17 protein-coding genes are annotated in these 15,655 nt (G+C 66.6%); 10 read left to right on the forward strand and 7 right to left on the reverse strand.

The annotated features are described in order from the left end of the window. Positions 1–8 precede the first annotated feature (8 nt). The gene (locus OHZ10_RS22485) at positions 9–584 is read right to left on the reverse strand and encodes an AidA/PixA family protein (RefSeq protein WP_059237469.1); all 576 of its coding nucleotides are present in this window, start codon (positions 582–584) and stop codon (positions 9–11) included. Positions 585–860: 276 nt separating this feature from the next. On the opposite strand from OHZ10_RS22485, the gene OHZ10_RS22490 reads away from it, so the two are divergent. Beyond that, a complete protein-coding gene (locus OHZ10_RS22490; protein ID WP_059240789.1) occupies positions 861–1,403 on the forward strand; it encodes a MarR family winged helix-turn-helix transcriptional regulator in 543 nt (180 codons plus the stop codon). A 45-nt stretch (positions 1,404–1,448) separates the two neighbouring features. On the opposite strand, the gene OHZ10_RS22495 is transcribed toward OHZ10_RS22490, so the two are convergent. Continuing rightward, a complete protein-coding gene (locus tag OHZ10_RS22495; RefSeq protein ID WP_174993061.1) occupies positions 1,449–2,660 on the reverse strand; it encodes an IscS subfamily cysteine desulfurase in 1,212 nt (403 codons plus the stop codon). Between the two features lie 274 nt (positions 2,661–2,934). On the opposite strand from OHZ10_RS22495, the gene OHZ10_RS22500 reads away from it, so the two are divergent. From OHZ10_RS22500 to OHZ10_RS22515, 4 genes are all read left to right on the forward strand, one after another. Further along, positions 2,935–3,462, forward strand: coding sequence for a flavin reductase family protein (locus tag OHZ10_RS22500; protein WP_059240788.1), 528 nt, complete (start codon positions 2,935–2,937; stop codon positions 3,460–3,462). 36 nt (positions 3,463–3,498) lie between these two features. Next, the gene (locus tag OHZ10_RS22505; protein WP_059237467.1) at positions 3,499–4,977 is read left to right on the forward strand and encodes a 4-hydroxyphenylacetate 3-hydroxylase family protein; all 1,479 of its coding nucleotides are present in this window, start codon (positions 3,499–3,501) and stop codon (positions 4,975–4,977) included. Between the two features lie 50 nt (positions 4,978–5,027). Next, on the forward strand, positions 5,028–5,414 hold the full coding sequence (locus OHZ10_RS22510; RefSeq protein WP_011356002.1) for a hypothetical protein: 387 nt from the start codon (positions 5,028–5,030) through the stop codon (positions 5,412–5,414). Between the two features lie 71 nt (positions 5,415–5,485). Further along, positions 5,486–6,175: a DUF2848 domain-containing protein gene (locus OHZ10_RS22515; protein WP_059237466.1), complete on the forward strand. Its 690-nt coding sequence runs from the start codon at positions 5,486–5,488 to the stop codon at positions 6,173–6,175. A 21-nt stretch (positions 6,176–6,196) separates the two neighbouring features. Here the strand turns inward: OHZ10_RS22515 and OHZ10_RS22520 are convergent, their stop codons facing one another. Both OHZ10_RS22520 and OHZ10_RS22525 read right to left on the reverse strand, forming a co-directional pair. Then, a complete protein-coding gene (locus tag OHZ10_RS22520) occupies positions 6,197–6,946 on the reverse strand; it encodes a class I SAM-dependent methyltransferase (protein ID WP_174993062.1) in 750 nt (249 codons plus the stop codon). 13 nt (positions 6,947–6,959) lie between these two features. Beyond that, the gene (locus OHZ10_RS22525; RefSeq protein ID WP_059237464.1) at positions 6,960–7,586 is read right to left on the reverse strand and encodes a LysE family translocator; all 627 of its coding nucleotides are present in this window, start codon (positions 7,584–7,586) and stop codon (positions 6,960–6,962) included. 170 nt (positions 7,587–7,756) lie between these two features. Here OHZ10_RS22525 and OHZ10_RS22530 point away from each other — a divergent pair, with 170 nt between their 5' ends. The 3 genes from OHZ10_RS22530 (at position 7,757) to OHZ10_RS22540 (ending at position 10,263) form a co-directional block, all read left to right on the forward strand. After that, positions 7,757–8,557 carry an AraC family transcriptional regulator gene (locus OHZ10_RS22530; RefSeq protein WP_059237463.1) on the forward strand — a complete coding sequence of 267 codons (801 nt, stop codon included), beginning with the start codon at positions 7,757–7,759 and terminating at the stop codon, positions 8,555–8,557. A gap of 117 nt (positions 8,558–8,674) precedes the next feature. Further along, entirely contained in the window at positions 8,675–9,094 is a 420-nt protein-coding gene (locus OHZ10_RS22535) for a hypothetical protein (RefSeq protein WP_059237462.1), read from the forward strand. A 101-nt stretch (positions 9,095–9,195) separates the two neighbouring features. Then, on the forward strand, positions 9,196–10,263 hold the full coding sequence (locus tag OHZ10_RS22540; RefSeq protein ID WP_342705822.1) for a LysR family transcriptional regulator: 1,068 nt from the start codon (positions 9,196–9,198) through the stop codon (positions 10,261–10,263). 40 nt (positions 10,264–10,303) lie between these two features. On the opposite strand, the gene OHZ10_RS22545 is transcribed toward OHZ10_RS22540, so the two are convergent. Continuing rightward, entirely contained in the window at positions 10,304–11,224 is a 921-nt protein-coding gene (locus tag OHZ10_RS22545) for a LysR substrate-binding domain-containing protein (RefSeq protein WP_059237461.1), read from the reverse strand. A 108-nt stretch (positions 11,225–11,332) separates the two neighbouring features. Between OHZ10_RS22545 and OHZ10_RS22550 the strand changes: the two genes are divergently transcribed. Next, entirely contained in the window at positions 11,333–12,415 is a 1,083-nt protein-coding gene (locus OHZ10_RS22550) for a tartrate dehydrogenase (RefSeq protein WP_174993064.1), read from the forward strand. Positions 12,416–12,610: 195 nt separating this feature from the next. Next, positions 12,611–13,921, forward strand: a complete 1,311-nt coding sequence (locus tag OHZ10_RS22555; RefSeq protein WP_059237459.1) for an MFS transporter — start codon at positions 12,611–12,613, stop codon at positions 13,919–13,921. A gap of 80 nt (positions 13,922–14,001) precedes the next feature. Here OHZ10_RS22555 and OHZ10_RS22560 read toward each other — a convergent pair whose 3' ends face one another. Both OHZ10_RS22560 and OHZ10_RS22565 read right to left on the reverse strand, forming a co-directional pair. Next, entirely contained in the window at positions 14,002–14,796 is a 795-nt protein-coding gene (locus OHZ10_RS22560) for a polysaccharide lyase family 7 protein (RefSeq protein WP_059237458.1), read from the reverse strand. 350 nt (positions 14,797–15,146) lie between these two features. Then, the gene (locus OHZ10_RS22565; protein ID WP_256086673.1) at positions 15,147–15,644 is read right to left on the reverse strand and encodes a shikimate kinase; all 498 of its coding nucleotides are present in this window, start codon (positions 15,642–15,644) and stop codon (positions 15,147–15,149) included. Between the last annotated feature and the right edge of the window lie 11 nt (positions 15,645–15,655).

Below are 15,655 nucleotides of genomic sequence, written 5' to 3' on the forward strand. Positions count from 1 at the left end.
AGATCGCTTCAGGCGAGGCAGGTCACTTCCGGATCCCACTTGTAGTATCCGGATTTTGCATAATCGATCTCCCCGGTCCTGCGGTCGACCTCCATTGCGTAGAAGGTCACGATGTATTGATCGGTACCGTAACCGACAACGGAAGCGCTGACGCGGTTGTCCAGGAAATTCTTGAGATCGTAGGGTTCCTTCTTGTCGATGTTGTACGCAAGATAGGATCCCGGAACATCGTTCGGCGGGCCCTGGAACTTGAGGACTTTGGAGGCGCCGTTCGGCTCGACCGCAACCAGCGCTCCCGCGTGATTGACGTTCCCGCTGAACGAGAGGCCGCGCCAGCGAACCGTGTCGCCGCTCAAGCCGTAGATCGAGATGTCCGGCGTCGCATTCGTCGAAGGCTTCACATACTCCTCGGGTGCAACCATGTACGCATACTTCACCGAGGCGGGCCCGTGAGGGAGCCAGATGGCGGTCTGAGGCGTCTTGTTACCCACGGGTTTGAAGTCGTGCAGAATCAGCTCGACGTCGAACAGCGTGACGATCTCGATGGTCGCCGGTGCGCCGGCCAGAATTTCGCGGTGTCCCATGATTCGCTCCGAAGAGAAATGATGTGCCAAGTGAGGGCGCCTGCGGCGCCAGCGTCCCTTTCAGGTCGATAGTCTTCTTCCTGGAAGAATCCGAATCGGGTGAAGGGGTGCTGGCAGCGTAGGCGTAATGGGCACGCGAATCGATTACACGCGATTACAGTTCGGCGGAGCAATGGCCGCCGCAGTCCGCGGCGGCCCGGCCGGGAGCGCATGTGCCTTTGCCGTATAATTTCGTTTCAAAGCTAAATTCGCATGACTGCACGGAGCGTCGACGTCATGGCCAAGCAGCAAGAGGAGTCCGTTCTGACCATTACCCACCCGGCCTGCCTGATCGACGGCACGGACACGGAATTCCGCCACCTGATCAACGGGCTGCTGCCGTTCGCGGCCCGCCTGCTGTCGGTGCGCGACGGCTTCGGCTCGATTGCCGGGCTCACCGGCATCCAGTATTCGCTGCTCGTATCGGTCGCGCACCTGTCCCACGACGACGTCGTGACCGTCAACCGCCTGGCGGACCACCTGCACCTGAGCGGCGCGTTCGTGACGATCGAGACCGGCAAGCTCAAGAAGCTCGGCCTGATCGACAAGCGCGCGGACCCGGACGACAAGCGCAAGATGCGGCTCACGGTCACGCCGGCCGGTACGAAGCTGCTGAAGGCGCTGGCGCCGACCCAGCAGCGTATCAACAACGTGCTGTTCGAGGGCGTGACCAAGACCGAATTCAAGGTGCTGTGCTCGGTGATCGACCGCCTTGTCACCAACGGAGATCGCGCGACGCTCGACCTCGCGCACATGATCGCACGCCAGGAAAAAGGCTGACGCACGCCGGCCGCAGGCCGGCGCGACGTCGCGGCGCACGCTCGCTCAGTGCGCGGCCCACTCGATCGTATCGAGATCGACCCCTTCCAGATGCATGTCCCACAGCGGGCTCAGCGCGCGCAGCTTGCCGACGGTGTCGCACACCTGAGCAATCACGCTGTCCACTTCGGCTTCGGTCGTGAAGCGGCCGAGCGTGAAGCGGATCGAGCTGTGTGCGAGTTCGTCGCTGCGGCCGAGCGCACGCAGCACGTACGACGGCTCCAGCGACGCCGACGTACACGCGGAACCTGACGACACCGCGACGCCCTTGATCCCCATGATCAGCGATTCGCCTTCGACGAAGTTGAAGCTGACGTTCAGGTTGTGCGGAATCCGGTGCGCCAGATCGCCGTTCACGTACACCTCGTCGAGCGTCGACAGGCCGGCGAGCAGCCGGTCGCGCAATGCACCGACGCGGCGGCTTTCTTCCCCCATCTCTTCCTTCGCAAGCCGAAACGCTTCGCCCATGCCGACGATCTGATGCGTCGGCAGGGTGCCCGAACGCATGCCGCGCTCGTGGCCGCCGCCGTGCATCTGCGCTTCGATGCGCACGCGCGGCTTGCGGCGTACGTACAGCGCGCCGATCCCCTTCGGGCCATACACCTTGTGCGCGGTCACCGTCAGCAGGTCGACATTCAGCGCATTCACGTCCACCGGAATCTTGCCGGCCGCCTGCACGGCGTCGCAGTGGAACACGATGCCGCGCGCGCGGCACAGCGCGCCGATGTCGGCCACCGGCTGGATCACGCCCGTTTCGTTGTTCGCGAGCATCACCGATACCAGGATCGTGTCGGCGCGCAGCGCCTGCTGCAACGCATCGAGATCGACCAGGCCGTCCTCCCGCACGTCGAGGTACGTGACGTCGAAACCCTGGCGCTCGAGTTCGCGGCACGTATCGAGCACGGCCTTGTGCTCCGTCTTCACCGTGACGAGGTGTTTGCCACGGCCCTGGTAGAAGTGCGCGGCGCCCTTGATCGCCAGGTTGTTGCCTTCGGTCGCGCCGGACGTCCACACGATTTCGCGCGGGTCGGCGCCGAGCAGCGCGGCAACGTGCGCGCGCGCTTCCTCGACGGCTTGCTCGGCGTCCCAGCCATAGCTGTGGCTGCGCGAAGCCGGGTTGCCGAACTGCTCGTGCAGGAACGGCACCATCTTGTCGACCACGCGCGGATCGACGGGCGTCGTCGCGCTGTAGTCCATGTAGATCGGACGGGATTGCATCGAAAAGGCTCCGGAAAGCTGTGTCTCTCGCGGGTCGCGAAAGCCGGGGAATACGGTTGGCGCAGTGTACGTGGACATTCGCGGGCGCCACGCAACATCCATCACGCCAGTAGGGTTGTCTTTCAAATAAAGCTTTTAAGGTCAGGGTTTACGACAACTTGAATCCGTCTTTGTGTTTACATTTAATAAAAGCTAAATAACAAAGCTAAATGACGGTGCTTTGTTGGGCTGGATTCCGCAGCGGAATCCGGCGATGCAACCCAAGGAGGAAGAGATGAGCGAGAACCATGCCGGAACCGGCGCGGGCGCCGACGAGCAGCGGTGCTTTCGCACCGCGCTGTCGATGTTCGCGACGGGCGTCGCGGTGATTACCGCACCGCGCAAAGAGAGGGTGCCGGTCGGCATCACGGTCGCGTCGTTCAATTCGGTGTCGCTGAACCCGCCGCTGATCCTGTTCTCGGTCGACCGCCGCAGCCTGAGCCTCGGCGATCTGGCCGGTGCGGACGGTTACGCGGTCAACGTGCTCGACGAGACGCAGCAGCACCTGTCGAACTGCTTCGCGAAGACGAACGGCGACAAATGGGGCTGGCGCGCCGGCGCGGCGGACGACGACGGCGCGGTGCTGCTGCCCGATGCGCTCGCGACCTTCGAATGCGCGCCCTATGCGCAATACGACGGCGGCGACCACGTGATCTTCGTCGGCCGCGTGACGCGGCACCGCGTGCGCTCGGAAGGGCGCCCGCTGATCTTCTTCGGCGGCCGCTATCGCACGCTCGACGGCGCGCATGCGCCGTCCGTGTGAACGCGACCCACGATTCATTCCACCCAGGAGGACATCATGATCAAGAACGGGACTCAGCACATCGCGTCGTTGCGCGACGGGCGGCAGGTCTACCTGAACGGCCAGCCGGTCGGCGATGTGACCGCGCACGCGGCATTCCGCAATTCGATCCGCAGCTACGCAAGCCTGTACGACTACCAGGCACGCGACGAGAACGTCGAGAAGATGACGTTCGTGTCGCCCGACACGGGCAACCGCGTCAGCCGGATCTGGCAACTGCCGACGTCCTATGACGAACTCGTCGAACGCCGTGCCGCGCTGGAAGCGTGGTCGGAGTTGCATTACGGCTTCATGGGCCGCTCGCCCGATCACGTCGCGTCATGCCTGTCGGGCATGGTCATGGGCGTCGAGGTGTTCGAGCAATACGACCCGGCGCGTGCGGGTGCGCTGCGCGATTACTACCGCTATGCGCGGGACAACGACCTGTTCCTGACCTACGTGATCGTGAATCCGCAGGCGAACCAGTCGAAGCCGGCGCACGAACAGGAAGACAAGTACCTCGCGGTCGGCATCGTCGATCAGGATGCCGAAGGCATCACGGTGCGCGGCGCGAAGATGCTCGCGACGAGCGGGATCATGGCGAACGAGGTGTTCTGCAGCTGCATCCAGCCGCTGCGCGAAGGCGACGAGATGTACGCGCTGTCGTTCGCGGTGCCGATGAACGCGAAGGGCATGAAGATCATGTCGCGCAAGTCGTACGAGGAAAACGCGACGTCGGTGTTCGACAACCCGCTGTCGAGCCGCTTCGACGAGAACGATGCGGTGCTGTATTTCGACGACGTGAAGGTGCCGTGGGAGCGGATCTTCGTCGCGGGCAATACGGCGATGTGCGCGAAGCAGTTCCATGCGACGCCTGCACACGTGTACCAGAACTATCAATGCCAGGTACGACTGATGACGAAGCTGCGCTTCCTCGTCGGGCTCGGCCTGAAGATCTCCGAGGTCAACGGCACGAACACGTTCCCGCAGGTGCGCGAGACGCTGGGGCAGCTCGCGGCCGAAGCGTCGATGGTCGAGGCGTGGGTCTACGGGATGGAGGCGAAGGGCACCGTCGTCAACGGCTTCTACGTGCCCGACCGCAACATGCTGTACGGCTCGCAGGTCGTCACGCAGCAGCTGTATTCGAAGGTGCTCAACACGCTGCGCGAGCTTGCCGGTGGCGGCATGATCATGCTGCCGTCCAGCGTGCGCGATTTCGAGAACCCCGACCTGCTGCGCATCATCGAGAAGACGCAGAAGTCGCCGGTGTGCTCGTCGGAGGATCGCGTGAAGTTCTTCAAGCTCGCATGGGACGCCGTCGGCTCCGAATTCGCGTCGCGCCACAACCAGTACGAACTGTTCTACGCCGGCGCATCGTTCGTCACCAAGGGCCATGCGTACCGCACGTACGACTGGCAGCGCGCGTCGCATCTCGTCGATTCGATGCTCGGCAGCTACTCGCTGAGCCAGGAACTGTCGACGCCGCGCGCTGCCTGACGCGTCCCGTCGCGCCCGATTTCACCCGCTATCGCATTCAGGAGAGACAGATGGCCATCAACAAGCTTCACGACGAATTCCATACGCTGGACATGCAGCGCGACTGGCGGCTGCCGGAAGGCTATGACCCGGCATCCGGCGCGCAGGAACTGATCCTGTCCGGTGCGCTCGACACCGAGCGCAAGCGCGGCAGCCGCACGCGCCTGCTGCGCCTGCCGGCCGGACTGCATACGAAGAAGCCGTTCGTGCACGACTACTGGGAAGAAGTCTTTCTCGTCGAAGGCGACCTGACCGTCGGCAACGACGAGCACGGCAACGGCGGCACGCCGTTCAAGGGCTACACATACGCGGTGCGGCCGCCCGGCGCATGGCACGGCCCGTTCAAGTCGAACGGCGGCTGCGTGCTGCTCGAGATCCACTACTACGATCCGGCGTAAGCCGGCCGGTCAATGACACACGGCGGGCGGCGGCACGTCGCGCGTGCGCTGCCCGCCACCAGGAGCATTCGATGAAAACCATCACGTTCGCGATCGACGGTCGCGACGGCCGCACCGAGCGCGCGATCGCGATCGACACGCTCGTGATCGCGGGCTGGACCGGCCGTGACACGGTCGCCATGGAGAAGCATATCCGCGAACTCGAAGCGCTCGGCGTCAAGCGCCCGGCGACGACACCGGTGTTCTACCGTGTCGCGGCCGATCGCCTCGATCCGTCGCCTGCGATCCAGGTCTCGGGCGGGCAGAGCAGCGGCGAAGCCGAATTCGTGCTGGTGCGCGACGGCGGCGAAACCTTCGTCGGCATCGCGTCCGACCATACCGACCGCGAGGTCGAGACGTACGGGATCACCGTATCGAAGCAGATGTGCGGGAAGCCGTGCGCGAACACGTTGTGGAAGTTCGACGACGTGGCCGGCCACTGGGATCAGCTCGTGCTGCGCGCATATGCGACGATCGACGGCGAGCGCGTGTTGTATCAGGAAGGCAAGGTGACGGCGATGCGCACGCCGGACGATCTGCTCGCGCAGTTTGCGCGCCACGATGGCCGCTTCGAGGATGGCACGGCGATGCTGTGCGGGACGCTGGCCGCGATCGGCGGCATTCGGCCGGCCGAGCGGTTCGAGGTCGAGCTGGAAGATCCGGTGCTGGGCCGCACGATCCGGCATACGTATGCGGTGGATACGCTGCCTGTCGCGGGCTGACGCAGCCGACGCCCGCGCAACTCAGGCGCGGCAGATCGCGATGATCTCCGCGCTGGTCGCTTCGTCGAACGGGGCATGCTGCCAGTCGCCGCACCAGTCGGCCGATGCGAAACCGGCTGCGGCCACGCGTACCCGCAGTTCGGGTTGCGCGATGAAGCGCAGCCGGCTCGTGTTCGTCAGCAGCGTATCGTCGCGGCCGAAGCGGTAGCACGTGTCGAACGTCACGATCGCGTTGTCGATCGCGCGCACCGCGTGATGGAGAACCACGCTGCCGACGTCGCGCGATTCGACACTGCGTGCCGAATGCGCGGGCGTCCACGCACGCCACGGCTCGACGCGCGGATTGCGGGTGTCGAACAGGAAGCGGCCGCCGTCGACGAGCACGCGTCGCACGCCATGCAGCGTCGCGTCGATGTCGTCGTCGGTCAGCAGGCACTGGAACGCATGCCCGGTCATCACGACCGTATCGAACGGCGCGCCGGGCGGCAGGCTGCCGAGTCCGGCTGCGAGCCAGCGCACGGCGCCGGCGCCCGGCTGGCGTCGTGCGTAGTCGATCATCGCCGGTGCCGGATCGATCGCGACGACGTCGTGGCCGGCCGCCGCGAGCCGGCGCGCGAACGTGCCGGTGCCGCAGCCGAGATCGAGGATGCGTTGCGGAGCGGCGCCGATCACGGCGGCATAGAACGCGAAGTCCCGATCACCCGCGTTGAACAGGTCGTAGAGCGCGACGAGGCGCGGATCGGTGTAGAGGGTTTCGCCGTCGGGCGTCATGCGGCCGCGGGTATCAGCGCTGCTGCACGGCCACGCGCAGCCCGAGCGCAATGAAGATCGAGCCGATGATCTTGCCCTGCCAGCGCGTGAGCCACGTGAGCCGCTTCACGATGCGGCCGAGCGGGCGGATCGAGCACGCGATCAGCGTCGTGTAGAGCGAGCTGAGCACGACGAAGATCAGCCCGAGCACCGCGAACTGCACGAACGTCGAGCCGCGCTCCGGATGCACGAACTGCGGCATGAACGCGAGGAAGAACAGCGCGGTCTTCGGATTCAGCACTTCGGCGGGAATGGCCTGCAGGTAGGCCTTGAGCGGCGTGACGGGCGACACTTGCGGCAGCGACGGATCGGACGCCTTCTCCAGCAGCGCGCGCACGCCGAGATAGATCAGGTACGCGGCGCCGACCAGCTTCACGACGTTGAACGCGAGCGCCGACGTCATCAGCAGCGCGGACAGCCCGACGGCCGCGAACAGCGTGTGCACGAAGTCGCCGCTCGCGACGCCGAGGCCGGTGAGGATGCCGGTCTTGCGCCCGCCCTGCACGGTGCGGCTCAGCACGAGCAGCACGGCGGGGCCGGGGATCAGGAACAGGCCCAGAACGACGGCCGTGAAGGTGGTCAGCGTGGTCAGGTCGAACATGGCGGCTCCGGCGGGGTGGCGCAGCGGTAGGGGATCGGGGCATTGTATTCGGTTCGGCGCGCGGCCGCAGACGCCCCGTCGAACGGCCCGGCTGCGCCGCTGCCTTTCTGGTATAAGCACGAAAGGACGCGCGGTGCCGGTGTCCGTCCTTTTCCACCTCCTGTCGTTCCATGCGCGAGCTTCCACCGACTACCGATCCCGCCGCGGACGCCGACGTCTATCACGTGCCGCGTCCGCTCGTCGTGTTCGGCGGCTCGGTCGTCGAGCCCGAATGGCGGCTGGAGCGGCACAGTCATCGCCAGGCGCAGTTGCTCTACACGCTGAGCGGCGTCATCTATTGCGAGATCGACGGCGGCGTATGGAGCGCGCCGCCGCAATGTACGGTCTGGATTCCGGGCGACGTGCCGCATGCGGCGCGCGGCTCGGCCGGCGCGACTTTCTACGCGGTGCTGGTCGAACCCGATGCGGCGCTCGACCTGCCGAGGCACTGCTGCACGCTGGCCATGTCGCCGCTGCTGCGCGAACTGCTGCTGAAGGCGGCGAGCTTCCCGAACCTGTACGACGTCGACGGGCCGCAAGGGCGGCTGGTGGCGACGCTGCTAGACGAACTCGTCGCGGCGCCGGTCGAGGATCTATACCTGCCGATGCCGGCCGACCGCCGGCTGCGCAAGCTGATCGATCATCTGCTCGACGATCCGGCCGACAAGTCGCCGCTGCCCGAACTCGCACGGCGCGCGGGCATCAGCGAGCGCAGCCTCACACGGCTCGCGACGAAGGAACTCGGGATGAGCCTCGGCGACTGGCGCCGGCGGCTGCACGTCGCGCTGTCGCTGCGGATGCTGACGACCGGCCGCCGCGTGCACCAGATCGCGATCGACCTCGGTTACGAGAGCGCGAGCAGCTTCGTCACGATGTTCCGCAAGGCGACCGGCAAGCCGCCGACGCAATTCCTGACCGATCGGCAACGCTGAGCGGCCGGGCCCGCCCGTGCACGGTTGGCCGGATTGAGAAAGCAGTTGGCCGGGATGAGAAATGACGCATGGAGTGTCGATCCATAAAATGAGAACCATTCTCATCTGGAGGCCGACATGCAAATCACCACGACTGAGTTCCCGTTCGTCTGGCTGCGTTACAGCGGCGCGACCCATACCGATCCCGCTCGCCTGATTGCCGAACTCGACGCGTTGCTGGCGCGCCGCGAACGCTTCGTTCTTCTGACCGACGATGCGCCGTCCGGCGACGATCGCGCCGACAACGATCACGAGATGCGCAAGCAGCTCGCGAAGTGGAGCAAGGCCAATCGCGCGCAGTCGCGCGAATGGATTCCCGCGATGATCGCGATCGAGCCCGACGCGGCGCGGCGCGCGGCGCTTGATGCGTTCTCGGGCACGTTCGAGAAGGTCTGGGGTTACCCGCTGAACGCGGCGGCGAGCCGCGACGACGCGCTGGCGCTCGCGCAACGGCTGCTGGCCGAACCCGCGCGCAGCCTCGCGGCGGCGAACGCCTGACCCGGCGGCCGCGCCGTTCGCGCGGCTTTCGTCGACATCGACACGCAGGCACGGTGCGCACGCGCGCGCCGCGGCATGTCGCAATCACGCAGGGGTGACCGGTGGACAATCCGATCCGCGCGATGCGCATCTTCACGCGCATCGTCGAAATGAAGAGCTTTACACGCGCGGCGCTGGCGCTCGGCATCTCGCGCGCCACCGCAACGCGGACCGTGCAGGAACTCGAAGCGGCGCTCGGTACGCCGCTGCTGGTGCGCACGACGCGCGCGCTGCGGACGACGTCCGAAGGCGATGCGTATTACCGGCGCTGCGTCAGCATCACGGCGGACGTCGACGAGCTCGAAGCCAGCATTCGCGGTGCCGCGCGGCATCCGAGCGGGCCGCTGCGCGTCGAGGTGCCGGCGTCGGTGGCCGGCGCGATCGTGCTGCCGGCGCTCGACGCATTTCATGCGCGGCATCCCGATCTCGTGCTGATGCTGGGCGTGGCCGGGCGCGCGGGCGATCGCGACGCCGACGCGATCGACTGCGGCATCCGGCTGGGCGCGCTGCCCGATTCGTCGCTCGTCGCGCGCCGGCTCGGCACGCTCGAACGCGTGACGTGCGCGAGCCCCGCGTATTTCGACCGCTTCGGCGTTCCGCGCACGCTCGACGCGCTCTCGGCACACCGTGCGGTCAGCGGCGTGCTGGTGACCGGCCAGCGCGCGGCCGAACTCGATTTCATTGTGGACGATGCCGTGCGCAAGGTCCGGCTCGACAGCATCGTCAGCGTCGATGACGAACAGGCGTATCTGGCGTGCGGCGAGCACGGCCTCGGGCTGATCCAGCCGACGCGCGTCGCCGCCCAGCCGCTGATCGATGCGGGACGGCTGCAGGAAGTGCTGCCGTGCTGGCAACCCGATGCGGTCGCCGTGTCGGCTGTCTACGTAAAGCGCCCGCATGTGTCGCCCGGCGTGCGCGCGTTCGTCGACTGGATCGCCGAGCGTTTCGTGCAGGCCGTGCACGAGCACGAGGGGCGGGTGGCAGCGGGGGCCGTGGGGTGGCGGCCGGCGCCGGATGCGCGCGTTGCGCACGCGCCGGAAAGCGGCGCGACCGGGCGCGACGGTACGCGCGCGGCGTTCGAAACGACCGCCGGCGCGCTCGAACAGGCTGCGCTGGCCGCGGTGAACTGAGCCGCCCTTTCACGCCCGGCGCAAAAGGGCGGCCGCCGCGTCACGCGCCTTTCAGGCGCCCGAGTTCTTCCGCCAGAAAATCGACGAACGCGCGAATCCGCGTGGACATCTGGTGACGCTGCGCATACACCGCATAGATATCGGCGCTCGGCGTTTCGTGATCGGGCAGCACGACGACGAGACGCCCGTCGGCGAGATAGTCGCGCAGGTCCCATTCCGCACGCATCAGGATCCCGTGCCCGTCGAGCGCCCACTTCACCGCGATCTCGCCGTCGTTCGTTGTCAGGTTGCCGTTGATCCGCACGGCTTCCGTGCGACGCGCCGCGCCGCGTCCGCTCGTCAGGCGCCAGACGCCGTAACCCTCGTCGCCTTGCCGGATGCCGATGCAGTTGTGCCGCGCCAGGTCGTGCGGCGTGCCGGGCACGCCGTGCCGCGCGAGATACGCGGGCGCCGCGCACAGCAGCCGGCGGTTCGGCGCAAGCCGCCGCGCGACGACGCGCGTATCCGGCGGCTCGCCGAAGCGGATGCACACGTCGAACGCGTCGTCGGTGAGCGGCGGCGGCATCACCGACAGCTGCAATTGCACCGTCACTTCCGGATAGCGCGCGACGAAGCGCGAGATCGCGGGGCCGATATGGCTGCGCCCGAACCCGAGCGTCGCATTCACGCGCAGCAGCCCTTTCGGCCGCTGCTTCGCGCTGCCGAGCAGCTCGCCGAGTTCGTCCATCTGGTCGAGGATCCGGCGCGCGTAGTCGAGATACACGTCGCCTTCGGGCGTCAGCATCATCCGCCGCGTCGTGCGGTTGACGAGCGTGACGCCCGCGCGCCGCTCCATCTGCGTGAGCCGCTTGCTGACGGCCGCGGCGGTCAGCCCGAGTTCGCGCGCGGCCGCGCTCAGGCTGCCCGACGCGGCCAGCGTCGAGAAGAAGCCGAGATCGGCCGGCTGGACGGTATCCGCCATGGCGGGATTCATGAATTCAAGTTAAAGATGCTTTGAGTATAGCCCCGGTTTCTACACTGCTGGTTCGGTAAAGTGCATTCACGCTCACGATCAATCGAGGATCTCCGCATGAAGACCTACCGTATCGCAACGATTCCCGGCGACGGCATCGGCAAGGAAGTGGTGCCGGCCGGCAAGCAGGTGCTGGAAGCGCTGGCCCGCGGCAGCGACCGCTTTGCCTTCGAGTTCGAGGATTTCGACTGGGGCGCCGACTACTACCGCCAGCACGGCGCGATGATGCCGGCCGACGGTCTCGACGCGCTGCGCGGCAAGGACGCGATCCTGTTCGGCTCGGCGGGCGATCCCGACGTACCCGACCACGTGACGTTGTGGGGGCTGCGCCTGAAGATCTGCCAGGGCTTCGACCAGTACGCGAACGTGCGCCCGACGCGCATCCTGCCGGGCATCGATGCGCCGCTGAAGCGCTGCGGGCCGGACGATCTGAACTGGGTGATCGTCCGCGAGAATTCCGAAGGCGAATACGCGGGCGTCGGCGGCCGCGTGCACCAGGGCCATCCGATCGAGGCCGCGACCGACGTGTCGATCCTCACGCGCGCCGGCGTCGAACGGATCATGCGGTTTGCGTTCCGGCTCGCGCAGTCGCGTCCGCGCAAGCTGCTCACCGTGATCACGAAGAGCAACGCGCAGCGGCACGCGATGGTGATGTGGGACGAGATCGCGAAGCAGGTCGCGCAGGAATTCCCCGACGTGACGTGGGACAAGGAGCTCGTCGATGCGGCGACCGCGCGCATGGTCAACCGCCCGGCGTCGCTCGACACGATCGTCGCGACCAACCTGCACGCGGACATCCTCAGCGATCTCGCCGCCGCGCTGGCCGGCAGCCTCGGCATCGCGCCGACCGGCAACATCGATCCCGAGCGCCGCTATCCGTCGATGTTCGAGCCGATCCACGGCTCCGCATTCGACATCATGGGCAAGGGGCTCGCGAATCCGGTCGGCACGTTCTGGTCGGTCGTGATGCTGCTCGAGCACCTCGGCGAAACGGACGCGGCCGCGCGCGTGATGCAGGCGATCGAGGCCGTGACGGCCGACCCGTCGCTGCATACGCGCGATCTCGGCGGCAGCGCGACGACCGCGCAGGTGACGGCGGCTGTTTGCGAGCGCGTTGCGCACGCGGCGGTCGCAGCCTGACGACGCGGCGGGCGGCGGGCGGCGGGCGGCGCGAAAGCGTCAAGCGGTAATCGGCGCGCCGCCCGTTCATCGCCCCGGATTTTCCTGCCCGAGACTCGCGCATCCGACGCGAGCCGGGCGCCGGCCGCCCGCGTCATCGCGGTGCCGGCGAGCATTCACAGACAGAGCACGGCTCGACCTCGAAGGAGGAGACACATGCAAGCGGATCTGGAAACCCGTGTCGCGCGGAAACTGATGTGGCGCATCATTCCGTTCGTGATGCTGCTTTACTTCGTCAGCTTTCTCGATCGCGTCAACGTCGGCTTCGCCGCGATGACGATGAACAAGGCGATCGGCCTGTCGCCGACCGCGTTCGGGTTCGGCGGCGGCCTGTTCTTCATCGGCTACTTCCTGTTCGAAGTGCCGTCCAACCTGATCCTCCACCGCGTCGGCGCGCGCATCTGGATCGCGCGCGTGATGATCACGTGGGGGATCGTGTCGGCCGTGTCCGCCTTCGCGGCGGGGCCGACGAGCTTCTACGTGCTGCGCTTCCTGCTCGGCATGGCCGAAGCCGGATTCTTCCCCGGCATCATCCTGTACCTGAGCCTGTGGTTCCCCGCGAAGCAGCGCGCGGTGGCCGCCGCGTGGTTCATGGCGGCCGCGCCCATCTCGACCGCGATCGGCTCGCCGCTGTCGGGCGCGATCATGCAGATGCCGCCGATGTTCGGGCTCGCCGACTGGCAGATGCTGTACGTCGTCGAAGCGCTGCCGGCGGTCGTACTCGGCTTCGTCGTGCTGAAGTGCCTGACCGATTCGCCGTCGAAGGCCGCGTGGCTGCGCGCCGACGAACGCGACTGGCTGATCGCGAAGCTCAAGGCCGAAGCGGACGCGCGCCATACGCACGCCGGGCACACGGCCGGCGCGTGGCAGGCGCTGCGCGATCCGCGCGTGCTGGCGCTCGCGCTGATCTACTTCGGCACGTCGGCGGGGCTCTACACGCTCGGCCTGTGGGCGCCGCTGATGGTCAAGCAGTTCGGCTTCACCGCGCTGCAGACGGGCCTGCTGACCGGTATCCCGAGCATCGCCGCCGTCGTCGCGATGATCGTGTGGGCGCGTCATTCGGATCGCACCGGCGAGCGCACGTGGCACGTCGTGATTCCGTGCGTGCTCGCATGCATCGGTTTCGTGTTCGCGGGGCAGGCGAGCACCGCGCTGCTGACCGTGCTTGCGCTGGTCGTCGTCAACATCGGGATCAGTGCCGCGAAAGCGCCGTTGTGGGCGATGCCGAGCGCGTTCCTGTCCGGCGCGGGTGCGGCGGCAGGCATTGCAATGATCAACTCGATCGGCAATCTCGGCGGGTTCGTCGGGCCGTTCGCGATCGGCTGGCTGAAGCATGTGACGGGCGGGTATGCGGCAGGGCTCTACGTGGTGGCCGGCACGCTCGCGGTGTCGGCGGTCGTCACGCTGATGCTGAGCCGCAAGCGTGCGCGGGAAGCGGTCGTGCCGGGCGTGCGGCATCACTCGTAAGCGCGGGATGTGTGCATGAAGCCGGGCGGGTGCGTGTTGCGTACCCGCCCGGCTTCATGCGTCGTGACGCGCGTTCACCTTCAGCTGTGCGTGAGCGTCAGCGCATAGAATTTCACGACGGTGCCGGGCGTCGTCAGCGGCGTGCCGGACACGGCCGTCTGGTCGTAGTCGCCCGCCTTGAAGTAGAAACTTTCGCCGTCGAAGCTCGAATCCATCGTGAAGGTCCTGGTCGTGCCGTTCGCGGTGACGGTGATCGTCGTACCGCTCAGGCTCATCGCGTAGCTGAACTTCTTGCCGACGCCGACCGTCGTGATCGGCGTGGTCGTCGACTTGCCGCCCTGGTTGGTGCTTTCGAGCAGCAGCTGTACGACGCCGCCGGACGTGAATTGCAGTTCGCACAGCGGCTTGCTCGGGCCGGTGCCCTGGAAGATCTGGCCGATCGTCGTGTGATCGGGCACCTGCGTGACGGCCACCGTCGCATTCAGCCGGTTGGTGCCGGAGGTTGGCCAGATCGCGTTCTCGCGCAGTTCCGTGCGCGGATGCAGCGAGCCGGACGTGGTCCAGCCCTGCGTCGGATCCATCATCACCATCGAGCCGTCGCTGCCGTCCGTGTAGAAATACGTCGGGTTCACGTAGCCGCCTGCGAGCGACGAGCCGCTCACGGTGTCGACCTTGCCGGACGAGCCGGTCGGCAACTGCAGTGTGAACGGCGCGAGGTTGAAGTTCGAGCCGGGCGGATTCGACGGACTGAGCGCCATCGCGGTGGCCTGCTGGCGCGCAGCGGCGGCCGGGCTGGCCGGGTCGTCACCGCCGCAGGCGGAAAGGAACGCAACGGACAGAACGGCGACGACGCACGGGATGATCCTGTTCTTCATGGTGTCTCTCTCTGATGGTCCGTGGCTGGGCGCCACGTTGTGGATAACGTTTTCCTGTTTGGGCGCGAGATTGCCGCGAGGGCGATCGGCTGCCGGTAGAAAGCACTCCAAAATACAGAAAGCAGGTATGGCTCGAATACAGCTGGAGAAACTGGAATAAAAAGCGGGAATGTTGAAATTTATGATGCTTGCGATCGGCTTTCTGAATGGTTTTGTCAACCGATCGGAGCCGATGCTATCAAGAAGATCAGAAGGAGTAAACGTTTTCCTTAATGGGTTGTCTAGGCCGTTTGATGCCGGGATGCGCCGCGCGCGATCCGCGTATCGGCACCGGGATGTGCGCGCAGGCGCTACGCCGTCGTCGCCGCGAGCTGGCGCCCGATGCGTGCCGCACACGCTTCGGGCGTCGCACCGGACGTATCCAGCACCATCTGGCTGAACGGCCGCGACGCATAGCCTTCGCGATACATCTCGGCGATCCGGTTGCGCTCCCAGTCCGTCAGCACGCGCGCGCCGCGATTCGACGCCGCGATTGCTTCGGGCGGCGCGAGCGTGACGACGAACAACCGCGCATCACGCGCGTCGCAGGCGGCGCGCAGCCGTTCGTGTTCCGCTTCGCCGATCGGATAGGCAATGACCAGATGGCGTTCGCGCGCGTCCGTGATCTGCGTGACGAGACGTTCGAGCGCGATCGCCCACTGCACGTCGAACGGCGCATCTTCAGGGGCATCGTGATCGTCGCCGTCGATGAAGCGCGCATCGGGCAGCACGCGTGCGAGTGCGAGGCCGATCGTCGTCTTGCCGCTGTTGATCGGGCCGTTCAGGTGGATGACGGTCAGGGTGGTCATGAGCCAACGAA

Source organism: Burkholderia arboris, assembly GCF_038723655.1.
Lineage (GTDB): Bacteria > Pseudomonadota > Gammaproteobacteria > Burkholderiales > Burkholderiaceae > Burkholderia > Burkholderia arboris.